Origin of the sequence: Streptomyces sp. CoH27 (assembly GCF_020181035.1) — a bacterium.
Lineage (GTDB): Bacteria > Actinomycetota > Actinomycetes > Streptomycetales > Streptomycetaceae > Streptomyces > Streptomyces camelliae.
In genome coordinates this window covers 247,409-260,538 of the sequence record NZ_JAIQYY010000009.1, presented here as the reverse complement: position 1 = coordinate 260,538, position 13,130 = coordinate 247,409, and the positions used below count along the sequence as shown (strand labels likewise).

Sequence of the window (13,130 nt, the reverse complement as noted above, 5' to 3'; positions counted from 1 at the left end):
GCCGCCCGGCTCAGCCGGACGCAACGGCCCAACTGCCCTGCGGGGCAAGGAAGGAGCACGTCTTCCATGGCGCCGGAGAGCCGCGACGAGGTTCGGCAGCGGATCGCATCCCTCTACGACCAGGCCGAGGACGCGACGGGCAACTACAACGCGACCCGGGCCATGGCGGCGGTGACGCGCTCACGGGGCGTACCGCTCGCCAAGCGGTCGGGGCGGCGGCCGGATCCCGCGCTCGACGCGATGGCCCGGCAGTGGTTCGACGCGGCACGCGCCAAGCTGGGCCCGACCGTCCCGGCCGCGCTCCCCGCCGATCGACTCCCCGACCGCCCGTCGGCTCCGGCACCCTCCCGGAGCCGTTCGGGGAGCAGCGAACGGGACGCCCTGGACACGGGCCTGTCCGTACGGCAGCCCCGGGCGCTGGAGCGAGCCGACGACCGCCGGCCGGCCGAACTCACGACCGGCGGCACGGCATCGGATCCGACGAGTCCCCCCGGGGCCGACCTGAACACCCCCGGCCGCGCAGCCTTGCTCGCGCCCAGGCGACCCGAACTGCCGGGAATCGCAACGAACTTGGCGGGGTCGGCCGCTGAGGCAGGCCCGCTCGACGCCCCTCGCACCGCGCAGCCGACGACGTCAGGCACGGGGGCGTTCACTCTGCCGGGCCTCGGGGCGGCGCAGGGGGCGGCAGTTTCAACCGCCCCTGCCACGGAGCCGACCGCGACTTTGATGACCCCCGGGGCGCGGGGGGCGGGGTCCTTGATGGCGCCCGGCGCGCAGGAGGCCGGGATGCCGATGGCCCCTGGTGCACAGGAGGCTGCGGTACTGATGGCCCCCGCAGGGCAAGAGGCTGCGGCCGTGACGACTTCCGACACACAGGGAACGGCCACCTTGATGGCGCCCGGCACGCAGGGGGATTGGGCCGTGATGACACCTGGCGCAGGCGGGGCCACGGCCGTGATGACCGCCGGCGTGCAGGAGGATTGGGCTGCGACGACGCCCGACGCAGGCGGGGCTGCGGCCGTGATGACTCCCGACACGCAGGGGGATTGGGCCGTGATGACACCTGGCGCAGGCGGGGCCACGGCCGTGATGACCGCCGGCGTGCAGGAGGATTGGGCTGCGACGACGCCCGACGCAGGCGGGGCTGCGGCCGTGATGACGCCCGGCACGCAGGGCACGGCCACCTTGATGGCGCCCGGCACGTGGGAAGCGTCGGCCCTGACGACACCTGGTGCGCAGGGAACTCCGCTCGGAGGAGGCACCGCCGAGACCGCTGCCCTGCCGGTCACCGAGCCGGCCGCCGCCCCGGGCGCACCGGTCCGGGAACCCGGCTCCCTCCCCGGTGCCGCTGTGCCCGGCCGACCCTCCCCCGCCACGTCGAAGGCGTACAACCAGCGCAAGCTCGCCGCCGCGAGCGACCAGCTCACCCGGCACACCAGCCGCCTCGCGGCAGCGACAACGGCCGTACAATCCACCCCTGTTCAGGCCACACAGCCCGATGCGGGCCAAGCAGGGCAGACAACCGGTCAGTGGCAGCAGTCGCAGTGGGCGGCGCCCGACGGATCGGCAACGACACCGCAAGCACCGGCCGGAACCATCTGGCCGGACGCCGCCGCCTCCCCCATCACCACCGGGTCCTTCCCGTCACCGGCCATCCCCGCGCCCACTGCCACGGACACCGGCTCCGTCCCCTACCCGGCCAACGCCACAGGCTCGTTCCCGTCCCCCGCGATCCCCGCGCCCACCACCACCGACACCGGCTCGGTCCCGGTCGCGTACCCCGGCGGCACAGCCCTCACCGCCACCGGTTCCTTCCAGGCTCCCGGCACACCCGCTTCCCCTCTCGACACGGGCTCCTTCCAGACCCTCGGCCCCGCTTCCACCGCCGGTACCGGTGTCCTCCCGCAGACATCCCCGGTCACGCGGGCCGCCAAGGCCATCGCGTTCGCCCGGGCGCAGATCGGGAAGCCATGCGTGTGGGGGGCGACGGGGCCGGACTCGTACGACTGCTCCAGCCTGACGCAGGCCGCCTGGCGGGCCGCCGGGGTCACGGTGCCGCGTGCCGCGCACGAGCAGGCGTTCGCCGGCGCCCCGGTCACGCCGGAGGGTATCGAGCCCGGTGACCTCGTGCTCTTCTTCGACGACGACCGGCACGTGGGTCTGCATGTCGGCGGCGGCATGATGGTCCATGCCCCTGGTCCGGGATCGACCATCCGCGAGGAGTCGATCTACGGCGCCGGGGAGTCCGCGATCCACCGCATCGTGCGGCCCGCCTGAGATGACGGATCCGCCCGCGGAACAGGCGGCCCCGGTTCAGCCGTGGCGTCGCCGTGTGCGTCGGCTCACGTAGTGGTCGATGAGCGTCTCCTCCAACGGCCGGTAGACAAGGCCGAGTTCCTGGATGCTGCGGCTGTTGTCGACACGGAAGCGGATGCCGAGGTGTTTGCGGATGTAGTCCTGGGTGAGGCCGAAGGCGGGGCCCAGGACGCGCACCGGCCAGTGCGGGAGCCTGGTACGCGGCAACCGCAGGTCGTAGGGGTGATGGGCGCGGATGATGCGGGACATCTCGTGTAACGACGCCATCGTCTCGGCGGCCACGATGTAGCGTCCCTTGGCCGCCGGATTCTCCGCCGCCGCTATGTGCGCGTCCGCCACGTCCCGCACGTCCGCCGTGGTGAAGCTGAAGTCCGGTGCGCCGTAGCAGAAGTAGCCCTGAAACAGCTCGTCGAGCAGGAACAGACTGCCGGAGTCGGAGGCGGGCGTGAACGAAGGGCCGAGGATCAGGCCGGGGTTGACCGACACCATGCGCCAGCGGTGCTGCGCGGCCTCCGCCTCCCAGGCGGCGCGTTCCGCGACAGTCTTGGCGTAGTGGTACGGGTTGTTCGCCACCGTGCTGGTGGTGTTGAAGTAGCGTTCCGACAGCACCTGGCCGTCCATCGCGAGCACGTCGGAGTAGTCGCCGAAGATCGCGCCGGCGGTCGACGTGAAGATCAGGGTGTGGACCTCCGCGGTCCGCTGAACGGCCGCCAGGACGTTACGGGTGCCGAGCAGCGCCGGGTCCACGACGTCCCGTCGGCCGTCCCGGATGCGCTCCGGCATCAGGAACGGTGAGGCCACATGGAAGACGGTCGTGCAGCCGTGGAACGCCTGGTCGAAAGCCCCCTCCCGCAGCAAGTCCGCCTCGAAGAGGGCGAGTTGGCCGGGGAAGGCTTCCTGCAGGTCCCACAGCGGGCGGACCTTGCGGGCATCGGCCCTGTTGCGTACTGTCGCGTGCACCCGGTAGCCGCGTTCCAGCAGTCGCCGTACCAGGTGGCTGCCGACGAAGCCGCTGCCCCCCGTCACCGCCACGGTCGCCCCCGCGCCTTCGTGCACGCTGACTCACCCCTCGCCGCCGGTCACCGTCGCATCCCCGAGCAGGATGCCCCGCGACCACCCCCATAAGGAACCCCTGAACCAGCCATAAGATCACCTTATGGGGTCATAGACCGGACCCCCGTACTGACTTAGGTCTGCCTTAGTTTAGGCTTCATCCCATTCGAGCCGCCCTGTCCACGTTCGAAGGGAACCTGATCATGCCGCGCCCCCTGCGGGTAGCCATCGTCGGAGCCGGCCCCGCCGGGATCTACGCCGCCGACGCCCTGCTCAAGTCCGAGGTGGCCGCCGACCCCGGCGTGTCCATCGACCTCTTCGAGCGGATGCCCGCCCCGTTCGGCCTGATCCGGTACGGCGTCGCCCCCGACCACCCGCGCATCAAGGGCATCATCACCGCCCTGCACCAGGTGCTCGACAAGCCGCAGATCCGGCTGTTCGGCAACGTCGACTACCCGACCGACATCAGCCTGGACGACCTGCGCGACTTCTACGACGCGGTGATCTTCTCCACCGGCGCGATGGCCGACCGTGAGCTGCCGCTGCCCGGCATCGACCTGGACGGCTCCTACGGCGCCGCCGACTTCGTCTCCTGGTACGACGGACACCCGGACGTCCCGCGCACCTGGCCCCTGGAGGCCGAGAAGGTCGCCGTGCTCGGCGTCGGCAACGTCGCCCTCGACGTGGCCCGCGTCCTCGCCAAGACCGCGCACGAGCTGCTGCCGACCGAGATCCCGCCGAACGTCTACGACGGTCTGAAGGCCAACAAGGCCGTGGAGATCCACGTCTTCGGCCGCCGGGGCCCCGCCCAGGCGAAGTTCAGCCCGATGGAGCTGCGCGAGCTCGACCACTCCCCGAACATCGAGGTCATCGTCGACCCCGAGGACATCGACTACGACGAGGGCTCGATCGAGACCCGGCGCGGCAACAAGCAGGCCGACATGGTCGCCAAGACGCTGGAGAACTGGGCGATCCGCGACGTCGGCGACCGTCCGCACAAGCTGTTCCTGCACTTCTTCGAGTCCCCCGCGGAGATCCTCGGCGAGGACGGCAAGGTCGTCGGCCTGCGCACCGAGCGCACCGCCCTCGACGGCACCGGCAACGTCAAGGGCACCGGCGAGTTCAAGGACTGGGACGTCACGGCGGTCTACCGCGCGGTCGGCTACCTCTCCGAGAAGCTGCCCAAGCTGCCCTGGGACGTCGACTCGGGCACCGTCCCGGACGAGGGCGGCCGGGTCATCGAGGAGGGCGGCAGCCATCTGCAGTCCACCTACGTCACCGGCTGGATCCGGCGCGGCCCCATCGGCCTGATCGGTCACACCAAGGGCGACGCCAACGAGACCGTCGCCAACCTGCTGGACGACCACGCCAACGGCCGTCTGCACACCCCGGCCTCGCCCGAGCCGGAGGCCGTCGACGCCTTCCTCGCCGAGCGCGAGATCCGCTTCACCACCTGGGAGGGCTGGTACAAGCTGGACGCCGCCGAGCGTGCGCTGGGCGAGCCGCAGGGCCGTGAGCGCGTGAAGATCGTCGAGCGCGAGGACATGCTGCGGGAGAGCGGGGCGTAAATCCCGGATCCGGGTGAGTCCCGCCTTTCTGTGAGGCTCCGAGGGGGCCGGCGTCACCGCGCCGGTCCCCTCCCTCCGTTCAGGTCCCCCTCCCCTCGTCAGCCCTCCGCGGCCCGCGCGAACAGCTCGTGCAACGGCACCGGCGGCAGCAGCCGTACGAACGGGCCGTGCACACCGCCCAGGCCCGTCGGCGAGGCCAGGTGGGTGGCCAACTTTCCCCGTTCCAGCGGCAGATGGGGCGCCTTCAGGGTCTCCCATGCGTCGCGTATGAAGACGGTGCGGCCGGCGCGGGCCCGGCGGGCGGTCTCGACCGCGCCCACGGCCAGCAGCTCCGCCTGCGCCGCCTTGTGCCGGGCGGCCGTCCAGCCGTTCCAGCGGCGGATGTTGCGGTCTGTCGGCCGGGCGAGCGCGCGCAGTTGGAGGTGGAGCGCGGCCGCGTCCGTGCCGACGCCGAGCCGACGGGCGGTGGCAGCGACTGCGTCGGGCGCGCTGAGCAGGGGATTCGCCTCATAGCCGCCAACGGGAACGGGAGTTGCGGTGGCACGGTCGGCCATTCTGGCCAGGCCGTCGAGGACCGTCCGGAACTGCTCGACGTCCGGCCGCAGCCAGGACACGCCCGTGCGGTCGCACACCTCCAGGGCCCGCGCCACGCCCTCCGGATCGGCGAGCGCGGCCGGGCGCAGGAAGATGTCGCCGGTCGGGACGGCCACCACGAACACCCCGTCGTCCACCACCTCCGCCACCTCGGTCACGCCGTCGTGGAGCGGCTCCGGGCAGGGCAGCACCGTGCCGTCGTAGAGCTGGAACGCCACGTCGGCCTCGGCCACCTGGGCCACCGCGCGCTGCCCGGTCAGCTGGATGAGCGTGCCGGGGTCCGCGCACCGTGCCCGCAGCCCGGCGTGGAGCCGGAGCGCGCCGTCGGCCGCCGGATCGCCGACCGGCCGCTCGGTCAGCGCCCAGGCGATCACGGACAGTTCCTGGACGTACGGCACCCGGTCACGCCATGGCCGCTCCCCGAGCGAACCGTCGGGCAGCACCGGGCGCAGGTCGAGCCTGCCGTTGCGGGTGCCCACCAGCACGGACCCGGTCTCCTCGACGGGCGGTCGCCCGGCGGGCAGGGTGCGGGCCCAGTCGACGGGCAGGCCGAGGTCCGTCTCCAGCGTCTCGGCCAGGTCCTCGTCGACGTACTGCTCTGCGCCGAGCAGTTCGGCCCAGACCGCGGCCATGCGTGCGGCCGCCCGCTGCGGGCCCTGCGGTGTCCAGAGGTCGGCCGGGTCCTCGGGCACACCGGCGGCGAGCACCGCGCGCCGGCCCCGCTCGCCGAGCCGGTGGCAGAAGCTGTCGTACTCCGCGGCCGTGGTCTTGTTCGCCTTGTAGGGCGCGGAGCGCAGCATCTTGGTGTGCTCGTCGTGCTGTGCGCGGCGCGGGAGGCCGCCGAGGACGAGGGCGGCGACGGAGCGCCGTACTCCGGTGCTCCGGCAGAAGACGGTCAGCGCCTCGGGCGTCAGCGGGAGCGGGCCGTTGCCGTCGGTCAGCTCCAGCAGGCGGGTGAGGCGTGCGGCATCGTCCGCGGTGACGGTGACGGTCCGCTCCTCCTCGGTGTGCCCGGGGGCGGGGTCGGCGGCCGGTTGCAGGAAGCGGGCGAGACCGCGGCGTTCGGGACCGGCTGCCGCGCCCGGGGCGGCGGCCAGGGCGTCCAGTGGGGCCCGGCCGGTGCGCCAGCTGCCGCCGGGCGCGGCGAACGGCTGTCCGCTCCAGGTCCGCAACAGGGCCTGCAGGGCCGCGCGTTCGTCGTCGGGGGTGGTCGCGACGGCGGCCCGCCAGGCGACGGCGTCGATGTCGCCCAGGAGCACCTGCCACTCCACGGGCCGCACGGGCGGGGCGAGGGCACGGGTCTCGTCGTCGATCTCCCCGCGCAGGAACCGGCCGTCGGCGGCGACGGCGGTGAGGGTGCCGGGATGCCTCTCGGGCGTGTGAGCCTCGTAGGAGCGCAGGTCGGGCAGGAGTCCGGCCAGGGCCGGGGCGAGGGTGGTGTCGGGGACGGCGGCGGGAAGGGTCACGACGGGGCCTGACCGCATGACGCCGACCCGGCGGGACAGCTCCTCGCGGCGGCGCAGCACGCCGGCCGCGAGCAGGGCGGCGCGTGCCACGCCGGCGCGCACCCGGGCGTCCCCCGCCTCCGGCAGCAGTCGCGCGGCGGCGGCGTCCAGGTGCGCGGGGTCCGCGCTCTCCAGGGCGGCGTCCAGGAGGGCGCGCACGGTGGTGTCGGCCACGGTGCGCAGCGCCTTGGAGGAGCGCTCGTCGCGTGCGGTGAGGAAGTGCCAGTAGGCGGGCGGCGGCACCGGGCCGGCGTCCTCGCCGAGGGTGGGCGGGCGGTCCCGGTCGCGGTCGGCGGGCGGGACGAAGCCGTGGACCTGCCACAGCAGCGAGTTGTCGTCCGCCGCGTGGCAGCGCACCGTCGTCTGCCCGACGAGGACGGCCTGCTCGCCGCCCTCGGGCAGCCCGATGATGCCCCAGGGGCGGCGGCCGAGGCGACGGCTGCGGTAGTGCGCGGTGCGGCCGTCGGCCGACTCCAGCAGGAAGTCCGTCGGGGACGGGCCGCGGTACGGCGTGCGGTGGTAGACGCGGCAGCCGACGAGCCGGCCGTGCCGGCCGAGCGGGGAGGCCGGGGCGTCCTCAGGGAGCGCGGCGAGCGAGTAGCTGCCGCCGAACACGCCCCTGCCGGGCGGGAGTTCGATGTCGCGGTGGAATTCCGGGAGACCGGGCTCGCCGGTCCGGTCCCCCGTGACCGGGTCGTACGGCATCCAGCCCGCGCGCGTGTGGAACACCTGGGCGCTCCAGAACCGGTGCCCGTCGCTCAACTGGAGGTCATGGTGGCCGATGCCCTCCCGGCCGCCGGGCCGCAGCACCCGCTCCCCGTCGAACCGTCCGCCGCGGTCCGGGGTCTCGAACTGGTAGCCGAGGCCCCCCTGGATCAGTCCGCCGTAGGGCCGCAGGCCGAAGGTGTCCTGCGGGGTGAACACCTCGTCCGGCCGGTCGGTCCAGAAGGCCCGGTCGGCGCCGGAGTGGCGGTCGCCGGTGCGCCAGCTGACGAGGAACTGCCCGCCGACGTAATGGACGGCGTGTCCGGTCGCCTCGTCAGGCACCCGGAAGGTGCACGACGCGCGTGTGCCCGCGTGGTCGACGGCCACCGCGCGGCCGGCGCCGAAGACGGTCAGCACGGGCCAGGTGCAGGTCACACGGAGGGTGTCGGCCGGGTCGAAGCCGGCGAGGGCGGCCTCCAGAGCGGGCCAGCCCAGCTCCTCGGGGAGTCCGGCGCGCAGGGTGCGGGCGAGTGGTCCGGTGAGGTCGAGGGCGGCCAGCGCCTCCTCGATGCCGTCGAGGGCGGTGGCCGTGGGCCGGTCGAGCAGCGTGGCAAGCTCGGTCACCGCCTCGTCGGCCGCGGCGAGGCCGCCGCCGCGCAGGGAGCCGAGCAGGGCCTCGATACGGGTGTGCACCTCGGCGGCGATACCGGCGTTCTCCGGAAGCCGCGTGATCGCCGTACCGGCGCCGCGCAGCCCGGCGTGCACGGTGCCCTCCAGGCGCCGGCCGAACAGCGGGTCGGCGGCCAGCGCCTTGAGGTCGCGGCGGGAGCGGTCGCCCCAGAAGGTCAGCCCCACCGCGTCGCCGGGATCCTCGACGGCGACGCCCTCGGCGAGGCAGGCGTCCAGGAGGTCGGCGTCCAGGCCCGGCCAGTGGTACTGGTCCTCGTGGATGCGCACCGGGGTGCCCGCCGCCCGGAGCCGGGGCGCGAACCGGGCGACGATCTCGAAGAGTTCGGCCGGCATGGGCTGGCGCTCCACTCCGCCGTAGGCCGCCCTGCGGTGCCGGTACGCGCGTGTGTAGCGGCCGAGCCAGCCGGCCGCGCCGCCGTCCGGGGTGAGGTGTCCGGCCGCCACCGCGTCGACGACGCCGGCGCTCAGCAGCAGGCGCAGCCAGGACGCCGCGTCGTTCCTGCTCTCCGGGAACAGGTCGAGCAGCGCGGCCTGCACGCCGGGGTCCTGGGGGTGTTCGGTCAGGGGCGCGGTGGCGGCCTCCAGCAGGGCGTCCGGGACCGCCTTGCCGCGCGCTCCGCCGAGGAGAAGGCCCAGCACACGGGCGTCCTCGGCGGTGCCGAGCCCGGCGGCGCGCGCGGAGGCCCGGACGCGGCAGGCAAGGTCGGCCGGGAGCTCGCCCGGCGAGGCGGCCCACGCGGTGAGGACGCGCATGTACTCCTCGTGGGCCTCGGCGGCCGGCAACTGCCCGGCCAGCCAGCGCTGATGTTGGCTCAGCTCCTTGACGGGCAGCTCCCCGCGGGCCGCGCACAGCAGTGCCTGCGCCCGCCGCCAGTCGGGGTCGACCGCCAGCGCGTGCTGCTGCTCCGCCTTGCGCGCCAGGGTGTAGGCCTTGGCGGCCGTGCCGCCGGGATAGCCCAGCAGGCGGTGCGTCACGGTGTCCCAGAACCAGGGCAGATGGGCGGGCGGCACCGAGTGTGCGCGACGCCGCAGTTGGTCGAGGCAGCGGCCCATCTTCGGATAGGCGCGGGACACGGCCGTACCCACCTCGTCGAGGAGCGCCAGTGCGGCGCTGTGCTCCGCCGGGTCGTGGGCGGCGGCCCAGAGGGCGTACGTCGTCGAACGGTGGGGTTCCGCGGGCAGCAGGGCGTGCTTGTGCATACGGCCGATCTTGGCACGCGGGTCTGACACTCCGTCCGGGCCTGTGGACAACTCGCCCCGGCCCGGGGTGACATGCGCCGCGTCAGCGTGCCGCCAGTTCCCGGCGGCCGGCGACCGCCAGCGCCACGGTCAGCAGGGCGAGGGCGCTCGTCTGGCCGAGGCTGCTGTTCCAGTAGCCGGCGGGGACGGGCACGCCGAGCCAGGGGTAGAGAGCGGCGACACGTACGGCCAGGAGCAGCAGGCCGAGCACGGCGAGCGCGAGGCCGCCGCCGGGGGCGCCGCGGTCCGGGCGGCGGACGGTCCACACCAGCCAGCCGAGGGCGCCGACGACGAAGCAGTTGGCCGGGGCCCACACCAGGTCCGTCGCGGCGGGCAGCAGCACGAGGGACGCTCCCGTCAGGACACAGGCCGTCATGAAGACCAGGCCGGGGGTGCCGGCGGGGAGCCGGGCCGGGGGCGCATCGCGGTGGTGGGCGGCGCACAAGGCGAGCGCCGGCAGCCAGACGAGGAGCGCCAGCATGGCGACGAACGCCGGTTCCGTGAGGATCGTCGCGCCCGTCAGCGAGCCGATCAGCGGCCACAGGCTGGGCAGCGCCGCCACCAGGGCGCCGGTCCGGGCGAGTCGGCGACGGTCGTGCAGGAGGGCGAAGTAGGCGACCGTCCAGCCGAGCGGCAGGATCCACTGGGCGACGACTGCCGTGTCGGTGACGATCCCGTGGCCGGTGAAGTCCGAGAGGAACAAGCGCCGTTCGGCGCTGCCCCGGGTGAAGGTCCAGGTCAGCCGCAGCACCGGCTCGACGACGGCGGAGGCCGCGAGCAGGAGCACGGCGGACAGGGCGACGAGCCGGACGCCCGAACCGAGCACGGCGTAGCGCCGGGGCGCGCCGGCGGCGCCGAGGCGGCAGCGCACCGCCAGGGCGGCGATGCTCGCCACCTCGCCGGCCGTGGGCCGGCTCTGGTCCTGGGTGTCGCGGTCGACTCCCCACAGGTACGTCTCGACCATCTCCTCCTCCCGTTCGCGCCGGTAGTAGGCGGGGAGCAGGCGCAGCACCGTGCGGTAGCGGGCTTCCAGCAGCGTGGTCATGCGAGTCCTCCCGCGAGTCCAGGTGCGGTCGGGGGTTCGAGGCCGGCCGGGCCGTGGAGAGGCGTGCCCGCACGGCCCTCGGCGATGCGCCGGCGGGCGGCCCCGGCACCGGCGGCCATCCGCTCGGCCTCCGCCTCCAGGGCGGCCACCCCCTCGTCGGTCAGCCGGTAGTAGCGCCGCAGCCGGCCCTGCTGGACCTCCTCCCGGTCCAGCACGATCAGGCCGTCCGCGGTGAGCCGGTCCAGCACGCCGTACAGCGTGCCGACCCGCAACTGGACGTCCCCGCCGGACAGTTCCTCGACCTCGCGCAGGATGCCGTAGCCGTGCCGCGGCTGGTCGGCGAGGGCCGTGAGGACGAAGAACGCCGCCCGCGTCATGCTCTTCGCTGTCATGCAGCCAGGATATATCGAGAGCCGATATATATCGAGAGGGTGCGCCTTCCGGCGAACGGCGGCCACACGCGCGTGCCGTCGGACATGTGCCGCGCCTGGAAAACCGGGCCGCGCGTGTCCAGGGGGAATCACGCGCGCGTGTCCAGGGGAAAGGTGTGCCGCGCGTCCACGCGCGCGTGCCGTGGGAACGGGGTCCACCCCTGAGCGGATGGACGGGCGGACCCCGTTCGCCGGACCATTGTGGGCACCGGAGAACGGTCCGGCCACGTGCGCACAGCAGTCACCGGACGCGTTCTCCGCGCACCCTGCGCGGACGGCGCACACCCCGTGCGCGGGGCGCGCACCCGTCGCGACGCGCCACCCCCGGCCCCGGACGACATGCTTTCCCGCCGAGCGGCGATACTGGGAAGCTCACCCGCCCCCATCAGCAGATTGGCCCATGTCGAACTCCGCCACCGACCGCGCCTCCTACCCGCAGACTCTCTGGGCCGTCCGCGGCCGCCACACCGGTCCCGCTCCCGAGGAGGTCGTGCGCCGCACCCTGCGCCGGCACCGGGAAAGCGGGGACATCGACGACTTCGCCGAACCTCCGCTGCCCGAGGACGCGACCGAGCGGATCTTCGAGGCGCGCTGGCGGGCGGCCGGCACGGTGACCGTGCGGGCCCGGCTCACCCTCGTACCGCACACGGGGCGGCCGCAGGGACACGAGTGGCGGCTCGTCGCGGAGGCCGAGCACCCCTGGGACGAGACCTGGCCCTCGCCCGCGACCCTGTTCTGGCCCGAGCGCGGGACCGGCGAGGGCGACGACGGCGCCTGGGACCACCACGCCACGGTCACCGGCCTGCGCCTGCGGCAGGTCAACGCGCTGCCCGAGGACGACCGGGAGATGCGCCGCCGGCTGCGCGACGCGGCCCGCGAGGGCTGGTGCGTCAACGTCGTCGTGCACGAGGCGATGACCCCGGACGAGGCGGGCCGGCTGCCGCTGGCCCGGCTGCTCCCGCCCGGCCTGCGGCACCGCGTGGTGGAGCACCGGGCCGCCCCGCAGCAGTTCCGCGCGGTCAACTACGCGCTCAAGGACCTCGGCGTCGAGGTGCCGCGCGGCGGCGCCGTGGTGCTGCCGCCGCACCCGGCGCCGGAGGGCTACGACAGCCGTGAGCACCAGGTGCGCAGCGTCTTCCTGGACGGATCCGAGCCGGCCGGACTCTTCGCCGTGCTGCGGCATTTCGCCGCCCAGCCCCGGCCCCTGCCGCAGGAGGCCGAGGAGGCGCTGAACGACCTGCGCGAGAACTGGACCCTGATGACCCTCCGGGAGGAACTGGAGCGCGAACGCCGGCTGGTCGCCCGCTACGCCGAGGCGCTGGAGGCGATGACGAAGTCCCGGGACCTGTACAAGGACGCGGCCGAGCAGGCCCTCGCCGCCCTGGCCGCCTACCGCGACGTCCCGCCGCCGGCCCTGCCCGAGCAGCGGCCCGCATCCCGGACGCCGGGCGCGCTCCAGCAGCTGACCCGGACCTTCGAACGGCTGAGGTTCCCGGCCAGGGGCCAGCGGCAGCAGACCCCCGGCCCACAGGGCCCGGCGGACGCCACGCCGGGCGGCACGCGGGACACGCCGGCCGAGGGCGACGGCCCGGCCCCGGCCGACGCCACGGACCGGACGTCCTGACCCACCGCCGGGCGATGCCGTAGCCCTGCTGCCGGCCGGCGGACGCAGGAAGCCCGGAAGGAGGCGGTAGGGACACCACGGCCACCTTGTTGGTGATCGGCGCCGTCGTCGCGGCGGCGCCGCTCGCCGTCGCGCCCGTCCTGCTGGTACGGCTGGTGCGGCCCGGAAGTCGCTGCGGCGGGCCGGGCTGCCGACGGGCCCGCGCCGGGTGTTCTGGGGCGCGGTCGCCTACCTGCCGCTCCCCACCGATCTGCTGCCGGACCCTGTCCATCTGGACGACATCGGCGTGCTGCTGCTCGCGCTGCGCAGCCTGCGCGCCGCCCGGCCGTCGCCGCCGGCCGAACCCTGAACGGCCGCCGG

At 74.4% G+C, this 13,130-nt stretch carries 7 protein-coding genes and 1 pseudogene; 4 read left to right on the top strand and 4 right to left on the bottom strand.

The features are described 5' to 3' along the window. Window positions 1-1,056 precede the first annotated feature (1,056 nt). Window positions 1,057-2,277, top strand: a complete 1,221-nt coding sequence (locus LE548_RS16955) for an NlpC/P60 family protein (protein WP_225097683.1) — start codon at window positions 1,057-1,059, stop codon at window positions 2,275-2,277. A gap of 36 nt (window positions 2,278-2,313) precedes the next feature. Here the strand turns inward: LE548_RS16955 and LE548_RS16950 are convergent, their stop codons facing one another. Continuing rightward, window positions 2,314-3,372, bottom strand: coding sequence for an NAD-dependent epimerase/dehydratase family protein (locus tag LE548_RS16950; RefSeq protein WP_225097682.1), 1,059 nt, complete (start codon window positions 3,370-3,372; stop codon window positions 2,314-2,316). Window positions 3,373-3,572: 200 nt separating this feature from the next. On the opposite strand from LE548_RS16950, the gene LE548_RS16945 reads away from it, so the two are divergent. Then, window positions 3,573-4,937: an FAD-dependent oxidoreductase gene (locus LE548_RS16945; protein ID WP_225097681.1), complete on the top strand. Its 1,365-nt coding sequence runs from the start codon at window positions 3,573-3,575 to the stop codon at window positions 4,935-4,937. 98 nt (window positions 4,938-5,035) lie between these two features. Here the strand turns inward: LE548_RS16945 and LE548_RS16940 are convergent, their stop codons facing one another. The 3 genes from LE548_RS16940 to LE548_RS16930 all read right to left on the bottom strand — a co-directional run bounded on the left by LE548_RS16940 (window position 5,036) and on the right by LE548_RS16930 (window position 11,092). Next, the gene (locus LE548_RS16940) at window positions 5,036-9,631 is read right to left on the bottom strand and encodes a hypothetical protein (protein ID WP_225097680.1); all 4,596 of its coding nucleotides are present in this window, start codon (window positions 9,629-9,631) and stop codon (window positions 5,036-5,038) included. Window positions 9,632-9,713: 82 nt separating this feature from the next. Then, window positions 9,714-10,715 carry a hypothetical protein gene (locus tag LE548_RS16935; RefSeq protein WP_225097679.1) on the bottom strand — a complete coding sequence of 334 codons (1,002 nt, stop codon included), beginning with the start codon at window positions 10,713-10,715 and terminating at the stop codon, window positions 9,714-9,716. Further along, window positions 10,712-11,092: a PadR family transcriptional regulator gene (locus tag LE548_RS16930; protein WP_225097786.1), complete on the bottom strand. Its 381-nt coding sequence runs from the start codon at window positions 11,090-11,092 to the stop codon at window positions 10,712-10,714. Before LE548_RS16930 ends, LE548_RS16935 begins: the two co-directional genes overlap by 4 nt. Before the next feature lie 454 nt (window positions 11,093-11,546). Here LE548_RS16930 and LE548_RS16925 point away from each other — a divergent pair, with 454 nt between their 5' ends. Together LE548_RS16925 and LE548_RS16920 are read left to right on the top strand one after the other, a co-directional pair. Further along, window positions 11,547-12,770, top strand: coding sequence for a hypothetical protein (locus tag LE548_RS16925; RefSeq protein ID WP_225097678.1), 1,224 nt, complete (start codon window positions 11,547-11,549; stop codon window positions 12,768-12,770). A 92-nt stretch (window positions 12,771-12,862) separates the two neighbouring features. Beyond that, window positions 12,863-13,119 (top strand): annotated as a pseudogene (locus LE548_RS16920) (hypothetical protein). Window positions 13,120-13,130 lie beyond the last annotated feature (11 nt).

Excerpts from the sequence above, each read along its gene's own strand:
- LE548_RS16955 (WP_225097683.1), top strand. The coding sequence starts at position 1,057 with ATGACACCTGGCGCAGGCGGGGCCACGGCCGTGATGACCGCCGGCGTG.
- LE548_RS16945 (WP_225097681.1), top strand. The coding sequence starts at position 3,573 with ATGCCGCGCCCCCTGCGGGTAGCCATCGTCGGAGCCGGCCCCGCCGGG.
- LE548_RS16940 (WP_225097680.1), bottom strand. The coding sequence starts at position 9,631 with ATGCACAAGCACGCCCTGCTGCCCGCGGAACCCCACCGTTCGACGACG.
- LE548_RS16935 (WP_225097679.1), bottom strand. The coding sequence starts at position 10,715 with ATGACCACGCTGCTGGAAGCCCGCTACCGCACGGTGCTGCGCCTGCTC.
- LE548_RS16930 (WP_225097786.1), bottom strand. The coding sequence starts at position 11,092 with ATGACGCGGGCGGCGTTCTTCGTCCTCACGGCCCTCGCCGACCAGCCG.
- LE548_RS16925 (WP_225097678.1), top strand. The coding sequence starts at position 11,547 with ATGTCGAACTCCGCCACCGACCGCGCCTCCTACCCGCAGACTCTCTGG.